Source organism: Chitinophaga oryzae, from assembly GCF_012516375.2.
GTDB lineage: Bacteria > Bacteroidota > Bacteroidia > Chitinophagales > Chitinophagaceae > Chitinophaga > Chitinophaga oryzae.
On sequence record NZ_CP051204.2, the window covers coordinates 2940216 to 2965127 of the forward strand.

Annotated in this window: 14 protein-coding genes; 13 read left to right on the forward strand and 1 reads right to left on the reverse strand. The window is 46.7% G+C overall.

All coding sequences use genetic code 11. The features are described from left to right. Positions 1–4 precede the first annotated feature (4 nt). The gene (locus tag HF324_RS12325) at positions 5–3436 is read right to left on the reverse strand and encodes a SusC/RagA family TonB-linked outer membrane protein (protein WP_168859892.1); all 3432 of its coding nucleotides are present in this window, start codon (positions 3434–3436) and stop codon (positions 5–7) included. Between the two features lie 438 nt (positions 3437–3874). On the opposite strand from HF324_RS12325, the gene HF324_RS12330 reads away from it, so the two are divergent. From HF324_RS12330 to HF324_RS12390, 13 genes are all read left to right on the forward strand, one after another. Further along, a complete protein-coding gene (locus tag HF324_RS12330; protein ID WP_168802749.1) occupies positions 3875–4693 on the forward strand; it encodes an HAD-IIA family hydrolase in 819 nt (272 codons plus the stop codon). Between the two features lie 813 nt (positions 4694–5506). Next, positions 5507–9301 carry an HYR-like domain-containing protein gene (locus HF324_RS12335; RefSeq protein ID WP_168859893.1) on the forward strand — a complete coding sequence of 1265 codons (3795 nt, stop codon included), beginning with the start codon at positions 5507–5509 and terminating at the stop codon, positions 9299–9301. Between the two features lie 292 nt (positions 9302–9593). Then, positions 9594–10484: an SDR family oxidoreductase gene (locus HF324_RS12340; RefSeq protein ID WP_168859894.1), complete on the forward strand. Its 891-nt coding sequence runs from the start codon at positions 9594–9596 to the stop codon at positions 10482–10484. A 1-nt stretch (position 10485) separates the two neighbouring features. Next, positions 10486–11412, forward strand: a complete 927-nt coding sequence (locus HF324_RS12345; RefSeq protein WP_168859895.1) for an NAD(P)H-binding protein — start codon at positions 10486–10488, stop codon at positions 11410–11412. A 12-nt stretch (positions 11413–11424) separates the two neighbouring features. Beyond that, positions 11425–12351, forward strand: coding sequence for a helix-turn-helix domain-containing protein (locus tag HF324_RS12350; protein ID WP_168859896.1), 927 nt, complete (start codon positions 11425–11427; stop codon positions 12349–12351). A gap of 735 nt (positions 12352–13086) precedes the next feature. Continuing rightward, positions 13087–13674 (forward strand): RNA polymerase sigma-70 factor, encoded by a 588-nt coding sequence (locus HF324_RS12355; RefSeq protein WP_168859897.1) that lies wholly within the window; start codon positions 13087–13089, stop codon positions 13672–13674. 165 nt (positions 13675–13839) lie between these two features. Continuing rightward, positions 13840–15003, forward strand: coding sequence for a FecR family protein (locus HF324_RS12360; RefSeq protein WP_168859898.1), 1164 nt, complete (start codon positions 13840–13842; stop codon positions 15001–15003). 14 nt (positions 15004–15017) lie between these two features. Continuing rightward, on the forward strand, positions 15018–15935 hold the full coding sequence (locus HF324_RS12365; RefSeq protein ID WP_168859899.1) for a TlpA family protein disulfide reductase: 918 nt from the start codon (positions 15018–15020) through the stop codon (positions 15933–15935). Positions 15936–16189: 254 nt separating this feature from the next. Continuing rightward, positions 16190–19678, forward strand: coding sequence for a SusC/RagA family TonB-linked outer membrane protein (locus tag HF324_RS12370; protein WP_168859900.1), 3489 nt, complete (start codon positions 16190–16192; stop codon positions 19676–19678). 19 nt (positions 19679–19697) lie between these two features. Further along, entirely contained in the window at positions 19698–21185 is a 1488-nt protein-coding gene (locus tag HF324_RS12375) for a RagB/SusD family nutrient uptake outer membrane protein (RefSeq protein WP_168859901.1), read from the forward strand. A 62-nt stretch (positions 21186–21247) separates the two neighbouring features. Further along, positions 21248–22333, forward strand: a complete 1086-nt coding sequence (locus HF324_RS12380) for a TlpA disulfide reductase family protein (RefSeq protein WP_168859902.1) — start codon at positions 21248–21250, stop codon at positions 22331–22333. An 88-nt stretch (positions 22334–22421) separates the two neighbouring features. Beyond that, positions 22422–23687 carry a TlpA disulfide reductase family protein gene (locus HF324_RS12385; protein WP_168859903.1) on the forward strand — a complete coding sequence of 422 codons (1266 nt, stop codon included), beginning with the start codon at positions 22422–22424 and terminating at the stop codon, positions 23685–23687. A 40-nt stretch (positions 23688–23727) separates the two neighbouring features. Beyond that, entirely contained in the window at positions 23728–24909 is a 1182-nt protein-coding gene (locus tag HF324_RS12390; protein WP_168859904.1) for a TlpA family protein disulfide reductase, read from the forward strand. Positions 24910–24912: the final 3 nt, after the last annotated feature.

Below are 24912 nucleotides of genomic sequence, written 5' to 3' on the forward strand. Positions count from 1 at the left end.
TTCATCAGAATCCTACCCTGATAGTACCTGCAATCGAGCGGATCATAGGTAAAAATCCTTCTTCACCAGCGTAAGCGGTGTTGTTGGAGTTGTTGGAAGCGGGGTTGTAGTTGTAGGGAAGGCTGTTATAGAGGTACAACAGGTCGCGGCCTACAACAGCCACGCTCAGGTTATTCAGCATCAGTTTTTTGCAGATATTGGCCGGGAACTGATAGGCCAGCGATACCTGCCGTAATGATACCCAGGTATTCTTTTTGATCCAGTAATCGGCTACACCTGTGGAGGAAGAACCATAGCGGTAGTAGAACTGCGGCGCATGGGTAGGCTCTACATATCCTTTTTCGTAGGCCTGTGCATAGGTCATGCCGCCTACGTCCACCTGTGATCCGTCAGGCTGTGTTATCATCTGGCCTTTCGGGAATACGCCATCCGGGATCAGGCCATCGTCGTAGGTCTGGCCATCGTATTTGCTGGTCCAGGTAATACCGCCGGTGGCGGCATCGCGCCCTGCCAGTGTGTTGGGGAACACGCCGGTGTGGGTGCCGTAGCGGTAGGTAAGGAGCACGAAATCGCCTCCTATTTTAGCATCCAGCAGCACATTCAGGGAGAAACCTTTATAACGGAAGGTATTGCCCCAGCCGGCCCTGAATTTGGCATTGATATCGCCTACGTCCTGCCAGGTATTGCTGCGGGCCGGGAATGCGGCGCGGGCATCAGAGCGCCAGGCCAGTACCGGTTTGCCGTTGTTGGGGTCATCTACCGGGTTGCCATTGGCATCTTTGGCCTGGTACGGGCTGGAATGGATCAATGTGCGTAACACGCCATATGACTTGCCTACTACCGCCCAGGTGCTTATTTCGCCGATATTGGCTCCCAGCTCGTATTCTGTCCGCCCGGGGTATAAGTCCTTAATAAGGTTGCGGTTGAAGGAGTAGTTTAGATTGGTGCTCCATTCAAAGTTTTTTGTTTTAACCGGTGTCCCGTCGATCATCAGTTCAAGTCCCCTGTTCTGGATATTACCTGCATTGATGATAATCCCTTCCTGTCCGCTTTCGGGAGGGGTGGCCACATCCAGGATCTGGTCCCTGGTATTGTCCTGGTAAACGGATATATCAAAACCAATCCTGTTTTGCAGGAAACGCACTTCGGCGCCTAATTCCTTGGCTACTTTCCGTTGCGGCCTCAGGTTAGGCTGTATGACCATGAACTTACCGGTGAGCGGGTCGCGGTAGCGGCTATACGTCGACATAGGAATATCGGTTCCGTTGGACGAAGTGAAGCCGTTGAAGGTGAATCCCGGGTTGATGGTGAACGGGTCGGTGTCGTTACCCAGTGCAGCAAGGTTTCCTCTCAGCTTACCATAACTGATCCATGAAGGCAGTTTAAATGTTTCGGAGAATAGCCACGACAAGCTGACGGCCGGGTAGTTGTAAAAAAAGTTACCGCCACCGTTGGTGTAGGCCAGGGCAGAGGACCAGTCGCCCCGGAAGGTGGCCTGCAGGAACAGCTGATTTTTCCAGGCCAGGTCGGCGCTGGCATAAAGGGAATTAAAAGCTTTTTTGGTTTTAAGTCCACCTTTGGGTTCCATTTTTTGTGCAGAATTGCCCAGGAAGAACTGCCCCGGGTAGTTCAGTCCGCCGACGGTTTCGCTGTAGTTAAAGGTCGTCTGGAAACGCTGGGTTTCGCCGCCTATGTAACCGCTCAGGTCCAGGTCTTTCATAAGGGTTTTATTGATCATCAGCATCCATTTGAGGAAATAGCTTTCCTTGCTGGTATGTCCGAGGCCATAAAGACCGCCTTTGAAATCGGGGCTTTGCCCAAGTTCCTTGTTTTCATTTTTAGTATACAGGTTATTGACGTTGCCTTCCAGTAACAGTTTAGCCCAGGGGGTTATAGTAGCGGTAAGGGCTATACGTCCGCGGATGGTTTGTTCATTCTGCAGGTATTCGTTTTCGAAGAGGCTGAACCAGAAACGGGATTCCGGCGCCTTGTTGGGCTCATTAGGGTCTGCCGGATTGGGAGCTCCCCCGAGCACGCTGGTGTAGTGGGCTTTCTGCATCCAGTATTTCGTATCGTAGTTACGGGGAAGGACCCACGAAAACAGTTTCCCGAAGTTATAGGAAGCGAAGGCATCCAGTCCGCCGAGCCGGGGAGGGTTTTTGCCGGCAAAGTCGGTGTAGTTGGCGCTGATGTCGGCACTGAGGAATCTGTTGATGGTATGGGTAACCCGTACGTCGAAGCTGTTTTTTAACAGGCTGTTTTTGGCGACGATCCCCTGGCTTTGATCGCGGGTATAGGATACCCTGAAGGTTGATCTGTCATTACCGCCATCCAGGGCTATATTGGTCGCGGAGCCATTCCCGTTCTGGAATGCATCCATGAAGTTATCGGGCTGGGCTACATATTTAGTGGGAGTGCCATCGTAATTCAGGACATCCTGCCCGGCGAAACGGGGGCCCCAGTTTTCCAGCTCACGGCCTATCTGTTTATCGATATAAGGTTTGCCGGTAGTGGGGTCTGTGGGAAATACCTTGGTCCTCCAGCGTTCATTCGATTTATAATTGGGGTCGCGGTTGTCGGTAAAGAAGTAACCTACGGTGCCGCCCCCGAATTCGTTCTGGAAGTCCGGGCCGGCGTAGGGACGGAAGGTGTTGAACGTCTGGCTAACGTTAACGCCTATTCCTTTTCGTTCCCGTCCTTTTTTACTGGTGATGAGGATCACGCCGTTGATGGCCCTGGAGCCATACAAAGCCGCTGCGGAAGAGCCTTTCAGTACGGTAACGGACTCAAAGTCTTCCATGTTCAGGTTTTTCAGGTCGTTACCAAAGTCACGGCCCGTGCCGCTGAAGGTATTGTTTTCCACGATCACCCCATCTATCACAAATATGGGCTGGTTGTTGGTGCCCAGTGTGGAGTTACCGCGGATCACAATTTTGGAGCTGCCGAAGAGTCCTCCGCCGCCCTGGTCAATCTGTACCCCGGCCACCTTACCCTGTAAGGCATTTACCGGGTTTACCTCGTTGGTAACGGCGAGGTCGGCGCCTTTGATCTCCGTGGTGGCATATCCCAGGCTTTTCTTCGTCTTGGTTACACCGAGGGCTGTTACAACGACCTCTCCGAGTTGTTTGTTATCTTCCGTAACCGTTACATTCACGATGCTCCGGTTGTTGATAGGTACTTCCTGTTTAAGATAGCCAATGGCATTAAACACCAGGATGCCGCTACCAGGCGCGGTGATAATGTAATTACCCTGGGCGTCCGTTACAGCCCCGGTTTTTGAATCCTTCAGCATAATGGATACTCCCGGAATGGGTTCGCCCCTGACGGAGCTGACTTTCCCGATGATTTTGCCGGTTTGTGCCATTACTGTGCTCCAGTAGAGTAACAGATACAATACTATTGCCCCGGATCTGCAGGGGCGTGAACATGTCCACATACATTTTATTTTGATGGTTGATAATAAAAAAACTATAAGTGTCCTGATTTGCGTGCTATTGATTCACTGCGTTCATAAGGGAGATTTACGGTAATGTTTTGTGTATAGGAAAATGCAGGATAACATTACGCCGGAGGAAAGAAGGTATTATTATTTGCTTTTCACGAGTCTTGTCGTCGTACTATATAACAAACGGCATCCATTAATGTTCGTGGTCATTGTCACTGATGAAGCGACAGCAATTGCAGCATTTTTTTTGAAAATAAATAAAACAATCCGGAATTAATAATTATCTTTAAGGCGGATGCCTGTATCTGCAACAGGTGTATCTGTCTTTCTGCCTTTATTCATTCCATCCTGCCTTTATTTATTCCATTTTTTTCTGATAGCGTTCGCTTATTTATTTATTGAATATAATTAACCAAACATCTGATTGCTATGAAAAAAAAGGGATTTCTAATTGACATGGATGGCGTAATCTATAAAGGCAGTGAGCCCATTCCCGGGGCGGTAGATTTTATCAACGGTCTCAGAGACAAAGGGTTGCCTTTCCTCTTCCTCACCAACAACAGCCAGAGAACCAGCAGGGATGTTTGTTACAAGCTGAATAAAATGGGCTTTAGGGTCAATGATACAGATATTTTCACCTGTGCCATGGCCACAGCCAGGTACCTGGCATCCCGGAAGGAAAACGGTACCGCCTATGTGATAGGTGAGGGGGGCTTGCTGACAGAATTGCACAATGCGGGTTATTCCATTGTAGATGACCAGCCGGATTATGTGATTATCGGCGAAGGCAGAACGATCATGCTGGAATCTGTGGATAAGGCTATTAATATGATCATGAAGGGCTCTAAGCTCATTGCCACCAACCTGGACCCCAATTGCCCGATGGGAGGCGGCAAGTACCGGGTTGGCTGTGGCGCACTGGTAGCCATGCTCGAATTTGCCACTGGTATCAAAGCTTTCAGCGTAGGAAAACCAAGCCCGGTGATGATGCGCATGGCAAGAAAAGCGCTGCAGCTCACCACAGATGAAACAGTGATGATAGGAGATACCATGGGAACGGATATCCTGGGGGCAGGCTCCATGGGTTTCACTACCGTACTTACATTAACAGGGGTGACCCGGGAAGAAGACCTGGAACATTTCGGCTATGCTCCTGATTTTGTTATCCGGTCTATTAAAGACTTGCTGGACGAAGAACTGTTTATGCGGGTGATGGGAGCATCTGCACTCGTTACAAATGAATATTAAACGGATTAGAGGAACTTGTAACCATCAGGCTTCGGTATGATGGTTACAAGTTGTTCCCAGCCAGGCATGCCCCTTGATTAGGTCTTTCCTTCCGCTTCCTAAACCGAAGCGGAGAGGCAGGGAACAACGGGTAGTTGCCCTGGAAATTCCTTTATGATAATGATATGTTAATGTTTTTTTTAACTAAAAAAAAACATTAACCTTTGTGATAGAATTGAGAGCCAAATGACTTTAAGCGACATTTTGTTCCGAGAGCAAATTGGTGTCGGTTTTAAGATTGTCTTTTATTTGATTGTTATTTAAGCTATATCTCCTATAGCTCCCCCTTTTTAGCTATATTCTTGAATCTCCTAACTATTTAACGCACCGCGTCCGGCGAATAATATACCTATGTGGTTATACTGTGTTTTTCAACAGTACAGCCGGTTGCGGTATTTACTCTCCTCTCGGAATACATGTTCTTTACAGCACGGAGTATTTTTTTGTTCACAAAAAAAATCGATGTTTATGAACGCAGTATCTCTAACCAATTATCTTTTTCTTACTCCACGTTTACATCTGAGATGCCTAATCCTTCTCTTATCCGTCATTTTCTTCAACTGAACTATCTCACAGATCAACGCTCAATCAGCCAATTTAGATCAGGGTGCCAATGGCAAACTAACAGCTCCTGTATCACCTGTAGATTGGGTAAATGGTAATCTGAACGACCAGCAGGCGCATTTCCTGGAGGGGTATTCTGTTCCCTACCGGGCGGTATTAACGAACCTGGTGGTTAATAAAACCTATACACTGGTTATTGGACTAGACGTCATGAATAGTGGGAAACATGCCCTGGATTACATTACCCATTTTCAGCGGCTGGAGCCTCATGGAGTATTCCTGCATGCGGCAGAAACTGTAAATCCGTTGTTGAATATTACCGGCTTTCCTCCCGGTTATTTTACCTCCACGGATGTTGAACCTATTCCGGCGCCATCCAGTGCGGGTTCGCCCGTTGCCGGACAGCCCACTGCCAGTTTCAATTCCCTGCCGGCTGCCGAAAGGGTGATGACAGGGTACAACGCAAATATAACCAGCGTTGTGTATGCGTCTGAAGGCAGCCTTACCGCTTCGCAATCTGAAACTGTGGTCAATATTACTTTTATAGCATTAAAAGAAACCGTTGTATTGGCATGGGGAGGCCATATTGCCAGCGTGATCGACTGGGGGAAAGATCCGGTTACCGGTGAAACCAACTCTGCTTCCGCTATCAATGGTTCCCCTTACCACATGCGGTTGAAAAACTGGATCATTGATGGTAATGTCGTCAGCATCGGTAATCAGGACAGATCCCTGAAAACCAATGCTGTTTTCATTCCGCCCCAATGCACTGTCAGCGGGCCCACTACCGGTTGCGTAGAGACAACTTCACTCAGCTACACATCAACCGTAGATGATGCGTCAGGGCTCACCTACCTGTGGAGTATTACCGGAAGTAATACTGCCAACGCCAAGATTGTCAATAACACCGTTGCCAATATACAGGTGGTGCCTGTGGGTGCTGCATTTACAGCAGGAACATTCACACTTCGGTTGATTGTTACCCGCAACGGGCTTTCCGATACCTGTTATCTGAACTCGCATGTTTCCCCGGGTGATATTGTCACTATCTCGAAAGTGATGGTGAATGCCGGTACAGATCAGACTATCACCAATCTTGATACCGCTTTCCTGAGTGCATCAGCAAGCGGGGGCACAACTCCTTATGCATTCAGCTGGAGCCCTGTTACAGGCCTTTCCGATCCAAATATTTTCAACCCCGAATTTGTGCCACCGTCTACAGGAACATTCCAGTTTGTGGTAACTGCTACTGACAAGAATGGCTGCTCCGGCAAAGACACCGTAGTAATAACTGTTGTCCAGCATCCGGAAGCGCCGTGCTTAATTGATGGCCCGGATCCGGTTTGTCCGGGTTCAGTGAACGTTTATCAGGGTCCTCTGTCCGGGGTAGGTTCCTATAAATGGAGCATCACCGGTAATGGAAGCATCACCGGTGCTACCACTAAAGATACTGTAACCGTAATGGCCGGAAATACCTGCGGTGCATACACGCTGCAATTGATGACCACCTCTCCCGATGGCAAGGTAACCAAGACCTGCGAACATACATTTTATGTAAAAGACACCATCGCACCGGTTTTGTCCGGTACTGCAGCGGACGTGAATATCAGCTGTTCTAAAGATCTGCCGGCTGCACCGGTAATAACAGCTTCTGATAATTGCCTGGCAAATGTGCAGGTGCAGATGAGCCAGCATACAATAGACAGTACTTGCGTGAACAAGTATACACTGGTACGCAAATGGTGGGCGGTAGATGCCTGCGGCAACACCTCTGATACGCTTAAACAAACGATCACTGTAAATGACAACGTCAAACCTGTGATCACTGCGGACTTTGATAAAGAAGTGAGCGTACAGTGTCTGGGCGACATACCGGCATTGCCTGCACCTACGGCAACAGACAATTGTGATGCCACCGTTACACCGGTTTATAGTGAAACCGGTAGTGGCAGCGCCTGTGATTCAACGATTGTCCGCACCTGGGTATTCACAGACGTTTGCGGCAACAGCGACTCTGTCAAACAAACTATTCATATAAAAGACAATACCGCACCGGTACTCTCCGGTGAAGTAACAGATTTGCAACTGAGTTGTGCCAAAGACATACCCGGCCCGCAAACAATAACCGCCAAAGATAATTGCGGTAATGCGACTGTTTATTACAGTGCGGAAACAACCGACAGCACCTGTGTGAACAAGTTTACACTGGTACGCAAATGGTGGGCGGTAGATGCCTGCGGCAACACCTCTGATACGCTTAAACAAACGATCACTGTAAATGACAACGTCAAACCTGTGATCACTGCGGACTTTGATAAAGAAGTGAGCGTACAGTGTCTGGGCGACATACCGGCATTGCCTGCGCCTACGGCAACAGACAATTGTGATGCAACCCTTACACCGGTGTATAGTGAAATCGGTAGCGGCAGCGCCTGTGATTCAACGATTGTCCGTACCTGGATATTCACAGACGTTTGCGGTAACAGCGACTCCGTCAAACAAACTGTCCATATAAAGGACAATACCGCACCGGTACTCTCCGGTGAAGTAACAGATTTACAACTGAGTTGCGCCAAAGACATACCCGGCCCGCAAACAATAACCGCCAAAGATAATTGCGGTAATGCGACTGTTTATTACAGTGCGGAAACAACCGACAGCACCTGTGTGAACAAGTTTACACTGTCACGCAAATGGTGGGCGGTAGATGCCTGTGGCAATAAGTCTGATACGCTTAGACAAACCATTGTGGTGAATGATAACACTGCTCCGGTAGTGGTAACTAAGGGAGATGATAAACTGATAAATTGCGGAGCGGCTGTCATATTTGATACACCAACCTTTAGCGATAATTGTGGTGGTCAGGTATATGTAACTACCAACGACAGGAAAGAAGGAAGCAATTGTCCGTTCACCTATATCCGGCGCTGGACAGCTACAGATGAATGCGGCAATGCTACCTATGTAGAACAGGCTATTACCGTTAGCTGCTGCGCCAGCTATTGCACCTATACACAGGGATTTTATGGTAACAAGAATGGACTGGGTTGCACTCCGGGAGGCGGAAGCTTCACAGCTAAACAAATGATGACGCAGGTATTGGATGCACAGGCGGGTGATTCTGTATTCTTCGGACTGAAAACAACAGGTAAATTCTTTACCCTTTTCCTGAGCGACATCACCAGTGATAACATATTCTACATGTTGCCGGGCGGTAGTACACCGCTTGCACTGAAAGGATATGCTACTTACAGCAAACCTTCCACCTGGAGTAATGTGCCGATTTCAACTGCTAAGTCTACCTTCGGTAAGATTAACAATGCATTACTGGCACAGACAATGGCCCTGTTCTTTAATATGGGCGTTACTCCGACACTGTCAGGGTTAACGATCCAGGGAGACACCTTGTTCACCGCCAAGCTCACCGCTTGCGGCAGCACTACACCGGTATCCAAAATAGATACCTTCAGGTTGCCTAAAAATGTGGTAAACTATCTGGGGTCTATAGGACAGTCTACCGTACAGGGCTTGTATGTATTGGCTAACCAGTACCTGGGAGGCCAAACCGTCACCGGAATCAGTGTTTCAGATGTAAACGCGGCGGTAGATGCAATCAATAATGGATTTGATAAATGTGCCGTATTGGTAGGATGGGGTAAATCTGTAACAACGCTTAATAATGCTGCCGTTGTTATGGCCGTCAATCAGGAGCAGGCAATAATCAATGAGAAACCGGCAGTATCGAAGCTGACTGTTAGTGTATTCCCGAATCCGTACTCAGATGTGATCACGTTCCGTTATGTAGCGCCGGAAGCCGGTAAGGTACAGCTGGAACTGTATGATCTCCAGGGACGATTGTTGGCTGTTGCCTTCAGGGGTGAAGTTAGCAAGGGCGGTATGCAGCAGATAGAGTACCGTGTGCCGGACAATAACAGGGTGGTATTAATTTATAAATTAACCGTGGGACAATCTACCACTACAGGAAAAATTGTTCCTTTTAAATAAGTTGACTCCGGGATAAATAGACAGGTTACCAGGAAGCTCCGCCCTAAAGCGGGGCTTCCTGGTTTGTAAGCCTGCGGTAGGAGGGTACTGAAAAGTAGGGAAGTATGGATGAGGCTGTAGTGTAAGTCAATGGACGGCAGGCCGTAGCCACAAAGCACATTAGCGCAACCCCAAAAGCTGTCATTTCTGCTACGCCGACAAAAAGTATGGTTTCGGCTAAACCAAACATGGATTTGGATAAATTTTTCTCCCTTTTCCAGCGGTACTTTGTGTCAATAAAAGCAATCAACACATGAAAGTATTTGTTACGGGAGCGTCCGGGTTCGTAGGTACCGCTGTTGTGCAGGAATTAATAAAGGCCGGCCACCAGGTACTGGGGCTGGCACGTTCAAAAGCATCAGCAGACAAATTGGAAGCGGCGGGCGCTCAGGCTCATCTCGGCGACCTGGAAGACCTGGACAGTCTTCGACAAGGCGCAGCCGAAAGCGATGGTGTGGCCCATTGCGGTTTTGTCCACGATTTTACCCGCTTTGCCGAAATTTGCGCCATCGATGAGCGGGCCATAGAAACGATAGCCAGCGTACTGGCGGGTACAGACCGTCCATTAATTGTCACTTCAGGGACCGCATTGGTAAGGCCTGGGGCCGTGGCGACTGAAGACATGCCTTCACCGTTCAACCCCGCCTGGCCCCGTGCTTCCGAACGGGCAGCGGAAGCAGCTGCGGCTGCAGGCGTGCGTGCGGCTATACTGCGTTTGCCGCCTTCGGTACATGGGAAGGAAGATAAACACGGCTTTATCCCCATCCTGGTGAACCTGGCACGGGAAAAAGGTTTCTCAGCCTACATCGGCGAAGGCCAGAACCGCTGGAATGCCGGGCACCGGTTGGACGCTGCGCTACTGTACCGTTTAGCTTTGGAGCAAGCGGCGCCCGGAGCACGTTTCCACGCCAATACAGAGGAAGGTGTAACCGTTAAAAGCATTGCCGCAGCCATTGGCCGACAATTGAACCTGCCAGTAAAGTCCATCCCCGCTGAACAAGCCGCCGAGCATTTTGGCTGGTTTGCCCAAATGGCAGCGATCGACTGTCCATCTTCCAGCAAGTGGACACAGGAGCACCTGAACTGGCGCCCGTCAAACCCGCTCCTGTTAAATGATATCGATAACGGCATTTATACTCAATAAAATGAAGCTTATTGTAACTGGCTCTTTGGGTAATATCAGCAAACCGCTGACGGAAATATTGGTAGCCCAGGGACACGACGTAACCGTAGTGAGCAGTGACAGGAATAAACAGGCAGCCATTGAAGCCCTGGGGGCTTCGGCTGCCATCGGCTCCATTGCCGATGTTGATTTCCTTACAGCCATATTCCGGGACGCGGATGCGGTTTATGCTATGATCCCGCTCAGCTTTACAGAACCGGACCTGGGCGATTATTTACGCCGGATGGCGCGGAACTATGTCCAGGCGTTAAAGATAGCAAAGACGAAGCGCGTAGTCGTAATGAGTGGTTGGGTAGCCGATCTGATAAAAGCCGAAAGTGTGGAAAGCGAGTTTGAAGGCCTGGAGGCTTCTATGACCATTATGCGTCCCGGATCATTTTACACAAACTTTTATCAGAGCATCGACCTGATCAAAGGGAAAGGGCTGATGGGCAAACTGCTTACGCTGCGCTATTCCGGCCTTTGGGCATTGCTGACCGGAAAGACCGGCCTGCTGATGGGCAACTATGGCGGAGATGACCGGATCATTTTTGTCTCGCCAAAAGACATTGCCGATGCAGTGGCCGAAGAACTTGTGTTGATACCAGCGCAAAACACTATCCGGTATGTGGGCAGTGAGGAACTGACCTGTAACGAAGCGGCCCGCATCATTGGAACGGCCATTAACAAGCCCTGGCTGAAATGGGTGTTGCTGACAGATAAAGCCATGCTGCAGGGGTTAAAAATGGCTAACGTGCCCGGAAAGCTAGCCGAAACTTTAGTGGAGATGCAGGCTGCCATGCACAGTGGCAAACCACTGGAAAATTTTCATCGGAATCAACCGAAAATGGGCAAAGTTAAACTTTCAGCATTCGCAAAGGAGTTTGCCCAGGCATACCAGCAAAAATGATTACCTTGTATCATGAGCAATACATCGCTTCTTCGTTTCAGCGCAATCAGTGAGTATCATTGTGCCGCCGGCCTGCCCAAACCGGCGCACCCGCTGATCAGTGTTGTCCGCTTGGAAAATGTCAATATGCCCATTGCCGAGATCCCCTTCCGCCTGGTCGGTGATTTTTACTGGATCTCGATGAAAAGGAAGCAGCATATTAAATTCCGGTACGGTCAGCAAACCGGCGGATTTGATGAAGGCGTGTTGTTCTTCATGTCACCCGGTCAGTTGTTTGGCGTGGAAAGTGTGGAGCATGCGGCGGATTTTCAAAAGCCCGAAGGCTGGATGATCCTGATCCACCCTGATTTTTTATGGAATACATCGCTTGCCAAAAATATCAAGCAGTACGAGTTCTTCAGCTATTCAGTGAACGAAGCGCTGTATCTTTCCGAAAAGGAAGAATTGATGCTTACCGCGATCGTGAATCAGATCGAACACGAATACAGCACGGCTATTGACCACTTCAGCCAGGATGTGATCATTGCACAATTGGAGTTATTGTTAACCTATTCTCAACGGTTCTATCAGCGGCAATTTATTACCCATAAAAAAGCCAATCATGAACTGCTGACACGCCTGGAAAATTACCTGAGCAGTTATTTTAACAGCGGTGCTTTAGCAAGCCAGGGCTTGCCAAGCGTAACGCGTATCGCCGAAACATTGAACATTTCGCCAGGTTACCTGAGCAGCATCCTCAAAACGCTAACCGGGCAAAACATGCAGCAACACCTGCACCATAAACTGATAGAGCTGGCCAAGGAAAAACTCACCACCACCAACCTCAGCATCAGCGAGATAGCTTATGAACTCGGATTTGAGCACCTGCAGTCCTTCAGCAAATTGTTTAAAACGAAGACCAACCTGTCGCCGCTGGAATTTCGGACGTCATTCAATTGAAGTGGCCCGGATACGCTGCAGGACTGCCTGGAATACCCCCAATCGATTAACTTGCCAATAAGTCGGGCTGTAATAGCGCAACAGGTCCATGGCCGGGGAAACATTTATAGTCGCTTCATCATTTAAAGCGCAGCTGACTAAACTATCTGTTACATCATTATAACTACAGTTGTAGTCCGTCTTGAATACACCATCACATTCCACAGCGCCATCCGGCTTGCCCGTTTTCTCTAATTTTAAACTGCCCGATTTTTCGGTACAAGGTCATAAGTGCTTGATTTTGCTCGTCGGGACGACTAGATTCGAACTCGCGACCCCTTGCACCCCATGCAAATGGATATAGAATATAAATAGCTCAAGTTGAATATATTTATATTGATAAATAGCTAATTAAATATTATAATTTATGTAATTTAAATCTGGCTAAATTATTTTGGCCTATCTGTAGAGGATATTGGGAGGATACTGGGGCGATACTGAGAGTGATTATGGGGGATTTGGGTTGACGAGCAACGGTATTTATCAACCACAAACCTTTTCTTACAATCATATAATGTAAAAAATCTATTTATTGAAAGAGTCGAAGCTTCGCTGATGCCTATATATCCTTTTGCTCACAGGTTAACCACTTACCGGGGAACTCAACAGTTCATTAATTGCGGATTATTGTATTACTCCGGAATTATAATTATCATTGCTGATCAATCAAGGTTTTTATTAGCGAAATCGATGGCAATGGGTGGTTCCCCTAAAGACAATGGAAAGCTTTTAGCTGATATTGCTCGGCGAGATCAAAAAGCTTTCCGTATGATCTATGATACTTACGGCAAGAAGGTATACACCTACGCTTTACAGTTGCTGCACTCGGAGACAGAAGCGGAAGAAATGGTGCAGGATGTTTTTTTGAAGCTCTGGCTCATGGGCGATCGCATCCTTGAAATAGGAAACCTGGAATCCTATCTGCGGACAACAACGAAACACCGGTCTTTAAACGTGCTGCGCAGGCTCGTGCTCGAAGGGAGAATGGAAAAAGCCCTTGGCCAGGAATGGAAGGAGGAAAATACTGAGATGGAAGATGAAATTCTTATTCAGGATGTACGCGATATACTCAACCGTGCCATCGAATCTTTACCCAAACAACAGAAGGAGGCCTATATATTATGTCAACAACGGGGATTAAAATATGAGGAGGCCGCTCAACAACTGAACCTTTCCCCTTTGACTGTACAAACCCATGTTAAACGTGCGCTGAGGTCCGTGCGCGCTTTCGTCAAAGCTAATACCGACATAGCGGCCATTTTGATTATATTAAAGCTGGTCTGATTATTTTCCGGGTTTATTCCTTCTCTGACGGGCTTTTATCCAGGCAAATGCGGCTTTTTAAACCGGCCATAAATATTTTAAAAAAAATCTTCGAACGCTGTACCTCGAACTTAGGTGCTCAGGTGTCTATATATGAAATAAGCCGCCAAACGGTTCTTCTATCATATGGATACCAATAACATTGACGCACTGTATAAGCGATATTTGGAAAAAAACATGTCTCCACAGGAGCTGGAGGAGTTTCGGCTGCTCATACTCGATACCGGTAGAGAAGATATGCTGGACGAGCGAATGGAAAGACATTGGAATGAATTAACCGAGGATGCGATGGTTTTTTTGCCGGGAAATAAGGCGGATCAGCTATTCGGCAGGATTATCAGTCAGCCGCTGCCCAAGGCACGGAAGGTAAGGCTCTTGCCGCGCATCGCCATTGCCGCCGCCGCCGTCGGTATCATCGCTCTGGGCATTTCTCTGTTCTTTACTCCCCATAAATTTAAAGCTGCTATGGAGCCGGGAAATCAGACACTTGGCGCACCCGGCACGAACAGCGCGACGCTTACCCTTTCTAATGGCAGGGCCATCAGGCTTTCTGATGCGGCCAGTGGCAAACTGGCAGCGGATGCCGGTGTAGTGATCAGTAAGTCGCCCACAGGGCAGCTTATATATGAGATCAAAGGAAATTCCGGACACGGAGGGATCAATAAACTATCCACCGCCAACGGCGAAACTTACCAGGTCCGCCTGCCGGATGGATCCGATGTCTGGCTGAATGCTGCTTCCAGTCTTAGCTACGCGCCAGACCTGTTACGTGATGGGAAGCGCTCCGTTCAACTTGAAGGAGAAGCCTATTTCAGCATCACCAAAGACCAGGCGCACCCGTTCATTGTTCAAAGCAAAGATCAGCAGATTGAAGTGCTCGGCACCCAGTTCAATGTCAATGCGTATGCGGATGAGCCTGTGGTGGCCACGACACTACTTAAAGGGTCTGTGAGCATCACTGCAGGTGGGCAGAAGAAAAAGATCCATCCGGGTGAGCAGGCGCAATCAAGCGCCGGGCGGCTGGCCGTACAGAAAGTTGAAGTTGACAATATTATTGACTGGAAAAACGGTGACTTTGCACTGAATCACGTCGAGTTTAAAACAGCCATGAGAAAGATTGCCAGATGGTACGATATGGAAGTTGTCTATGACCAGGGTGTTCCGGACAACCTGGAGTCTGGTGGCTGGATATCCAGACAACAGCCGCTATCAGCCGTGCTTAAGTCTATCGAAGCGTCAGGATTGGTAAAGTTCAGGGTTGAAGGCCGAAAAATTTATGTAATGCAATAATTTAATAGAATAATATGAAGCGACTTCTTTTTTTTATAATCATCTTTCTGGCGGCCATTTCAACCTTTGCTCAGGAAAATCATCCGGTTTCCTGGAAATTCAGTAGTACAAAGATAGCGCCCTTAACTTATCAAATCAAATTGCACGCTTCTGTTCGGGAGCCCTATCACATTTACCCACAAGGTTCAGCAGGTGGTATGGGAATGCCTACAGAATTTTTGTTTGATGAGGATAACCATGTAGAATTTGTTGGAGAGATGGAAGAGAAAGGAGATGAGCAGAAAGGTACGGAGAGTCTGACTTATTACGCAAAAGGAGTAACCTTTACACAGATACTCAAACTGAAGTCTGAGAGGAAGACCACTTTAGCCTTTGCCATTAAATATATGGCCTGTACCAATCAGATGTGTCTTCCGCCGTCAAAAAAGCACTTTACGTTGGAATTGGATGATCAGGGCAAAGAAGCTGTAATAGTTAAAAAAGAAGAGGCTGGACCATCTAAAGAGACGGTGGCTTTTGAATATGAGGATTTCAAGATGGCTGACATGGAAGGGAAAACGATAGCTTCTAAAAATATTACTTCAAAAAATAAGTATACGTTTATTGACTTTTGGGCAAGCTGGTGTGCTCCATGCAGGGCGCAAGGCCGGGAATTGATCCCGATATACAACAACTATAAATCTAAAGGTTTTGATGTAATTGCGATATCCCTGGATACTGACGTCAAAGCCTGGAAGAAAGCAACGCAGGCTGATGGCTATACCTGGACGAATTTGAGTGATCTGAAGGGCTTTGAATCGCCGATCAGTAAAAAATATAACATTATTGCGATCCCCAGAAACCTATTGATTGATCGGAAGGGGAATATTATTGCCATGGACTTGCATGGTAAGGCGCTGGAAGCCAAACTCGCCGAATTATTTAAGATATAATATAGAGAATGCCTAAGCCTGACTATAAACATAAACCAACCATACATGCAGGGAAATTACCATAAACCCTAAAAAGAACCAGTCCCACTTAGTTGGGACTGGTATAGCCTGGAATCAACTAAAAATGTAACTACAGCAGCCTGGTCCGTGGAAAGTCAAGGCACGCTGTGATCAACCAAACTAAACGAATGTACAAAAATTCTAACAGCTACCTGGGAGCACGCAATCCTCTCAGGTTTAAAATCATGTGGATAATGCGATTTACCACCGTCATACTAATAGCATCTATTATGCAGGTCAGTGCTTCCACATTCGGCCAGCAAATCACCATCGACCGGAAAAATGCTTCTTTAGAGTCGCTGATAAAAGAAATACGGGCGCAAAGCAGCTATGATTTCTTTTATGACGGGAAAATAATTCCTAAAAACAAGCTGGTTGACATCAGCTTGAAAAATGCTGACATCAACGAAGCACTCAAAAAGATTTTGGCTGGCTCTTCACTCAGCTATACCATAGAAGGTAAAATCGTGACCATCCGGAAAAGTATGCCTTCAATTATTGATAAGGTCACTACTCTGTTTGCTAAGATAGATATAAAGGGAATAGTGGCTGATGAGCAAGGCAAACCTTTACCGGGAGCCTCTGTGTTTATCAAGGATTCCGAGATCAGAACGACCACGAATAAAGATGGTGAATTTTTCTTGCAAAATGTGGAAGACAGTGCCACTGTACTGATTGGTTATGTTGGCTACCAGCCGGTCCAGCGTACCGCTTCACGCGATATGGGAACAATTCAAATGACGCCTTCAACCAGCAACCTGAAGGAAGTAGAAATTAAATTCAATACGGGTTACCAGGAAATATCCCGGGAGCGCGCCGCTGGATCGTTTGCGAAGCCAGATCTTAAAGTGATGCTTAACCGGACCAGTACTCCAAATATTTTAACGCGTTTGGAAGGATTGGTTCCGGGCTTGACTACCCGTGGCCCGGGCGGTTTACTTGTACGCGGCCAGAGCTCTCTGCCAACCGGCGACAACCCCTTAACTACTACCAGACCCTTAATTGTAATTGATGGGATTGAATTTGAAGGAAACATTGAACAGGTGAACCAGCAGGATGTTGAAGATATCACCATCTTGAAGGATGCAACTTCAGCCTCCATCTGGGGTGCAAAAGCAGCAAACGGCGTCATCGTAATTACCACAAAAAAAGGAAAAGCAGGTGATCGGCTGACGTTCAATTACGACGGCTATTACGCCTTTCAGGGGCGTCCGGACCTTGATTATGTAAAGCGAATGAATTCGCAGCAGTTTATCGCCCTCTCCAGGGAACTGTTTCCACAATTTTTTCCATCTTTCCCGGACTGGGAAACTGTTAACACTACCTTTGGAAACCTGCCTCATCTGCAGATACAATATGACCGCGCCCGAAACCTGATTACCCAGGCGCAGGCGGATTTTAAACTGGACAGTCTGGCCAAACTCTCCAATACCGGTCAGATTGCAGATTTTTTTGTTAGAAACGCAGGCACGATAAACCAGACATTATCGGTTTCCGGAGGAGGAAAGGTGCATACCTTTTATGGTTCATTAAATCACATTGGTACGCAGAGCAATACACCGGGAGAACAATACAATCAGTACAAAATCAATCTGAACAACAACCTGATCATCAATAAGAGAATAACGGCTTTCATCAATGCAGACCTGACCAACACAGTGACCAGAAACAGTAATACCTATAAGGCCGACCGTAACATTGTTCCTTATCAAATGTTCAAGGATGCAAATGGCAATCCTCTGAACATTAATTATTTAGGCAACTATAAAAATATTCCCCTTCCGGATTCCATCAGGGCCCTCTACCAGTCACTAAGCCGCATCAACCTCGACTATAATCCAGTGCTTGAACAGGACAGGGCTTACAGTAGCAGCAATGGGATTTTTGCCAGACTGGTCGGGGGAGTCAAGGTAAACCTTTTGAAGGGACTGGATTTCCAGGGTACTTATGGTTATAACCTGGGCAACACCAATACACGGACAGTGAGGCTGCAAGACAATTATGAAATGAGGACCCAGGTGGTGGAATTTACGCAAGCAGAAGACGCTACAGCCACTCCCGTTTACAACCTTCCACAAATAGGCGGCAGCTTGATTACCACGACCAGCTCCACCAGGGCCTGGACAATAAGAAACCAATTGGTGTTTAACCGCGATTGGAAGCAGCATCAGTTCACCCTCATGGCAGGACAACAAGCCACCAGCAGCACGCCGGTTACTACAACAGCAACTTATTATGGCTGGGAAGATCAGCTGCAAACTTCAAGACCAGTAGATCTGGCACGTTTAGGTGAAGGAATTAATGGGGTCAGCGGACTGGCAACATTACCCAACAACGTTGGTGGTTCAGAGGGACGCATTGCCAGGACCACTTCCTATTTTGCTAACCTGGGTTATACTTTCGATAGAAAATATACTTTGAACGCCAGTTGGAGAATCGATGAGAGTAATTTGTTCGGGCGGGATAAATCTGCACAGAACAGGCCAGTTTACAGCATTGGCGGTAAATGGGCTTTAGGTAGTGAAGGATTTATGGAAACGGCGACCTGGCTCAGTCAACTGGATGTTCGTATGACCTATGGAATTACCGGTAATGCCCCTTTTGTGGGAGCGGCAGCGTCTTACGATATCCTGACTGCTCAAAGTGCTCCTAATTATGTGACGGGAGCAGGCTATTTATTAAGTTCCCCTCGCAACACCAGACTGACCTGGGAAGGCACAAAGGTTTACAATGTTGGTGTGGACTTTTCCATATTTGAAGATCGGTTGAGCGGATCAATTGATGGATATATTAAGAAAACAGAAGACCTGATTGGTCAACTGGCCACTTCGCCGCTGTCTGGTTATGACAATGTCATTGGCAATTACGGTAATTTAGATAATAAAGGGATAGACATTGGATTGAATTCCATAAACATCAGCACTAGTGATTTTAGCTGGACTACAGGGCTGACCTTTAGCTACAATAAAAACAAATTGACGCTTCTGCGTCAGAATCCGCCGGTTACAGGAGATGAACTGACTTTGCGGGAAAGGATGGTAGGTTATCCTTTATATACACTCTTCATTTACAATTATGGAGGCTTAAATGCTAATGGGGATCCGCAAGTTAGACTTGCAGATGGTACAGTAACCTCCGAAATCAATGTAACTAAACCAGAAGATATTCTTTACGCAGGTACTACCCAACCCGTCTGGTCAGGTGGGCTTCAGAATAATTTTCGGTATAAATCCTTCAATCTGAGTGCAAGCATAATTTACAGCGGAGGTTATACCATCACCAACAACAGCAATCCCGCAACAAATGAATCCATTCTCGGTACCAATGGGCTGCCATTGGAATTTTTGAACCGCTGGAAGGTCCCGGGTGATGAGCAAAGAACCGATATACCAAGATATGTACCTTCGGGTGACCTGGCAAGTGCCCGCAATATCGGTTACTTTAATCAGTCTCAGCGATACGCCTTAAACGGAGCATATATCAAACTCCGCGACATCACTTTGTCCTATAGCCTTCCACAAACGTTGGTAAAATCAATTCTTGCACAGGGTGTTTCCTTCCGGTTCCAGGTGAATAATTTATTGTTATGGACAGCCAATAAAAACGGCATAGATCCGGAATTTTTAGGAACGACACGGGACGCTCAGGGAACAATCAGTCTGGGTGCACACATTAGTTTTTAATTATCAAATAAAGTCAGATATGAAAATTTTTGGAAAATACATTTTCGGTTCATTCGCGGTGACGGTACTGCTAATTTCGGTATCCTGTAAACGTGAGTTCCTGGAAATTGTACCTAAAGGTCAGGCGATTGCTATCACCACAGCCGACTATGAGAAACTATTGAATGCCAATTATTTGGCAACCGAGTTCACGGCAGGTGTATATCAGGGCGATGAGATGGCAGCATTGCAACCTGATTTTAATAACCTGAATGGCACTGATTTGCTTCGGCAGCAACGTTTGTTCAGGTATGAAGCGCGGGTATATAATGCTGCTGACTTGCCCAGCGAGATTACAGGGGAAACAAACTATATCAGGAAACTTTATCTTTTTAATAAAGTCATTAATGAAGTTATGGATTCTAAAGGCGGAAGCGAAGGACAGAAACGTGCATTGCTCGCTGAAGCCAGGGTGGGGCGGGCAATATGTAACTTCATGTTCTTATCCGATTTCACCAAACCCTATAATGCTGCTACTGCAGGCACCGATTTGGGTATCCCAAACCTTACTGTAGCAGATGTAAATCAAAAGGATTTTAAAAGAGGTACTTTGCAGGCAGGATATGATCTGGTAATAAGTGATTTAACTGAATCTTTGCCTGATTTGGGTGCGCTTACCCATCGCCGCAAGATCTCCAGATTGGCTGCAGAATTTTACCTCTCAAGGGTTTATATGACGATGAATAATTTCGCCGCAGCCAAGACACATCTTGACGCCGCGTTTGTAGAGGTTCAAAAGGCTCAGATTCCTATGAAACTGTATGATTATACAGTGGTTCTGGACCCCAAAAATCCAGGTGCAGCAGGATCCTGGTTTCCGGAAGGCCCTTTAGGTCTGTCCAATGTCCCTATTGCAGCCAACAATACAGAAATTATTTATAATATCAATGCAGGTTGGTTTCAATTTCAAGCTGTTAATGCATTTGTTTTTAGTCCGCAAACCGCTGCCTTATATGCTCCAACTGACAGCCGTCTAAACTTGTATTCTCCTTACAAGTTGTCTACGACTACAGCATATCCACTGGGAATGAGACGCCGGAATACAAATTTCTTTGACGGAATAAATGTAGGCCCCTCGCTACCTGATTTATATTTAATGCGTGCAGAGTGTAAGGCTAGGTCAAATGACCTGGCCGGGGCAGTAACCGATTTGGAGGTTTTGCGCACCAAACGAATTGCTGGCCCAGCCGCCGTTGTTCCTTCCGGCATTGCTGCAAGCCAACAAGCGCTTGTAAAATTTATTTTGGATGAACGCATTCGCGAATTCGCCATCACTGGTTTACGCTGGCTGGATATGCGTCGTCTTTCTGTCGACCCGGTATACAGCAATCACATTGATTTTACACACCGGATTTACGGTCCGAACGGCGTAGTGACGGCTACGTATCAACTTAAGCCTGAAAGGTTCGCCCTTAAATTTGGAGAGCGGATGCTTAATGAAAACAAAGGTTTAGAAGAAAATCCATAGCATAAAATAACAATAAACAAATTGCTGCCGACATAGGCAGCAATTTGAAATTCAACAGCGATATGAATAGACTAATGATCTGGGCAGCAGTTTGTATGTTGCCAGTGTTGTCAAATGCACAAACCACTTATCATATTGAAGGACAGTTGCCAACTGGCCATCAGGCAGTTAAAGCGGTCATGTCTTACCCGCCTGATGATAAAGGAGGGGAATATAAATCGGACACCGCGCTGATCACAAATGGACAATTTGGGTTCAGCGGTAAGATCGGAAGGCCTCAACTTGCTGAGCTCAACTTAATCATGCCGCGTTCTAAGGCGAAGCCGGATCGGCAAAAATCATCAGACGAAGGTGGAAACATGAAAAATGTGGGCTTATTTTACCTTGACGGGGACATCAATGTAACCTTCGATCGTGAAGGAATGGCGTCCTATGCGGGTGGGGGAAATGAACAAAAAGCATGGCAGTATTATGGGAGTGAGGTTAGCAAACGATCAAAAGCTGCAGATGAAAACACGGACGGTATAGCGCTTGTTGCGGATGCAGCCAGGGATGTGATCCGTAACTATCCCGACAGTTACGTCAGCGTTGATCTATTAGATATTTTTACCCAGGCAGCTATTAATCCTGACCTTGTCGGACCGATGTATGATGGATTGAGCAAGCGCATGCAGCAATCTGAGAAGGTGCTGAAATGGAAACCGAAATTGGACAAGGCAAGAGATCTTGTAAGCGGTAATGTCGAGGCTCCTGACTTTACCATTAATGATACACAAGGTAAGCCAGTTTCCTTAAGTGCTTACAGGGGCAACTATGTTTTGGTTGATTTTTGGGCCAGCTGGTGCGTGCCTTGTCGTCAGGAGAACCCCAATGTTTTAGCCGCCTACGAAAAGTATAAGGACAAGGGGTTTAAAGTATTGGGTATTTCGCTGGATACTGACAGAAAGTTGTGGTTAAAAGCCATCAAGGAAGATAAGTTGCCCTGGAGGCAGGTTTGCGACTTTAAGGCTGACCAAGGTAAGGCTGCAAAGGCCTACGAGATCTCTAGTATACCCTCCAATGTATTGATCGATCCCAACGGCAAAATTGTGGGTAAAGACCTTAGAGGCGGTGAGCTCCATGACCGCCTGGCAGCATTAATCAAATAAATATGAAACCATCATAGGCATACCAGCTTACAAACGGCAATGAATATGCCTATGATGTCTTCATAATAATTTAAAAAAATATATACTGATGAAAAAAATAGTCTTTTTGCTTTTGATGATTTCCAGCACTGGCTGGGCACAACAGACTGCAAAAAAAAACAAATACGGGATCAATGAGTTCATGTTGATAGAGAGGGTTGAAGACCAGGAAAAAAAATACAATGAAGTTCTTAAAGAGCCTGCTGAAAACCTGACACCTACTGCCTTAAATGATCTTCGGGCGGAACTGGCTTATATGTGGTTGGCGAAAGGGAATGTAGAACGTTATAGGTTTTATAAAGCGACCAAGCCGAAATTTTCTTTCCGCCAGGCGCTTTATCTATCTTACGCCGTAGAGAAACTGCTTGATGAAAAACGGCAGTATGAGGACGCCGCGCAAATTTCCCAGGAACTATTAAACGACGCCGGCACAGAAAGGACTTGCGTATTGTTGGAGGTAAACGCGGCTGCCAATGCCAGGCTGGGCCATGTAGATGTGGCCAAAAAACAGATAGCCAGGTCAGATGCTGATAAAGGAAGTGCGGACCGGCTAATTAAGTATTTCAAGGATTCTCAATCGAATTATTTGAATCGCCTGGCTATCGTAAAGTTGGCTGCGGGAGAGGATCAACAAGCCTACGATATCCTCGTCAAAGCTTTTAGAGAGGCCGAGAGCAACCCGTATATGGTGGATACATTTAAAGAAGCATTTAAAAAAGTAAAAGGAACGGAGGACGGATTTGAAGATGAGCTCCAATCACTGAAAAGGGAAGCTTACCAAAAATACTATAAAGAAGTTGAGAAGTCCTATGTGACGTCTGCACGACAGACCCTGGATGGAATCATTCCTGATCCAAACGATGCCAGAAAAAAATTGACCACCTTCCGTGCTACAAAACCCGTTCACGGGGTCACTATGAATAACCTCGAGGGAAAAATGGTTGATCTCGGCGATCAAAAGGGAAAGATCCTTGCGCTGGATTTTTGGACCACCCTGTGTACGCCCTGCGTTGCGGCTTTCGCCGGATTTGAGAAAGTGGTTGCTGATTACAGGAAAGATGAATTCCAGTTGTTCGTTGTGAACTTGTTTGAGAACGACCAGACCGTTAAGGCTTTTGCTGCACAGAAACCCGTCAGACTTGACGTCTTAAGGGATGAAGAGAATAAGGGATACGATGTTCGCGCAACGCCAACTAAAATCGTGTTTGATCCGATGGGGAATATCAGGTTCTTCGCCACCGGTTATGCCGGGTCTACCGACCGGGAATACTATAAGCTGAAAGCCATGGTCGAAATCATAAAAGCACGTAGTTAGTCGAAAGGATATGAGAATATTAGTTGTAATGATGATACTGATGTCCACGTATGTATACGGGCAGAAGTCGCAAAAGGAGAATGCTAAAAAATTTAATGCCCTTGTAAACGTTGAGGACCAGGAACGGTTCTATAATGAACTCCGCTCAAAATATCCTGCTGACCCGGCAAAGCCAGCGTCGTATGGTGAATATCGTGCGCAGTTGGCAGTCGACTGGCTGAGGAAAGGGAATATAGATAAATATCATTTCTACAAGAACACCAATCCCAAATTTACGAGCATTCAATTGTTTGAACTTTCTAACCTGCTTGAATCCTGGGTCGACGATGATCAGCATATTGAATGGGTACAGCAAATCTCAGAACAGGTTTTGGGCGAAATCGCGCTCAAAAGACACGATGATAACTTTGACCGACAGGAGATTTTGCTTGAAGTGAATGCCCTGGCCAATGCCAAACTTGGCAACTTGGCTATCGCGATGGAGAATATCAAAAAGTCGGATAAAAATGCCATGTTCAGGAAAATGCCTTACTTCAGAAATTCCAATGCCAATTACCTGAACCGTCTGAGTTTAATCTTAATGGCAGCTGGCCAACATCAACAGGCATTTGATACCTTGTCTAACGCGGTGCGTACGGCCGTCTCCACGCCAAAAACAATTACCAGTTTAAAGTTGGCCTACCAGAAGGTAAAAGGCAGCACAGCCGGGATGGACAAATTTATCAGTTCACTACAGGAGGAAGCCTATCAAAAAATTGCAAAGGAAGTCGCCGAAGCCTGGATGGCCGATACTAAACCTGTACCGGATGTCTCTTTAACAGATTTGAATGGCAAGACCATTAAGTTAACTGATTACAAGGGTAAAATTGTGGTAATTGATTTTTGGAGTACAGCTTGCAAACCATGCGTTGCCGCATTTCCGGCATTCGAGCGTGTGATCGACTTGTATGGTGAGGGACCTTTCCAGTTGTTTGTGATCAATGAGGGGGAAAGCCCGGAGATCGTGAAACCCTTTATGGAAAAGAAAGGGTACAAACTGGATGTGTTATTTGATCAGGATGAAACAATTTTCAAAGCGCTGGGCGCATTGGGTACTCCTCAGAAATTTATCATTGATGCGAAGGGAAACATCACTCAAACAGGAATAGGTTATGCCGGTTCGGATGACAAGGAATTTTATAAGTTGAAAGCTATGGTGGAACTTGCCAAAGCAAAATCTTGATGG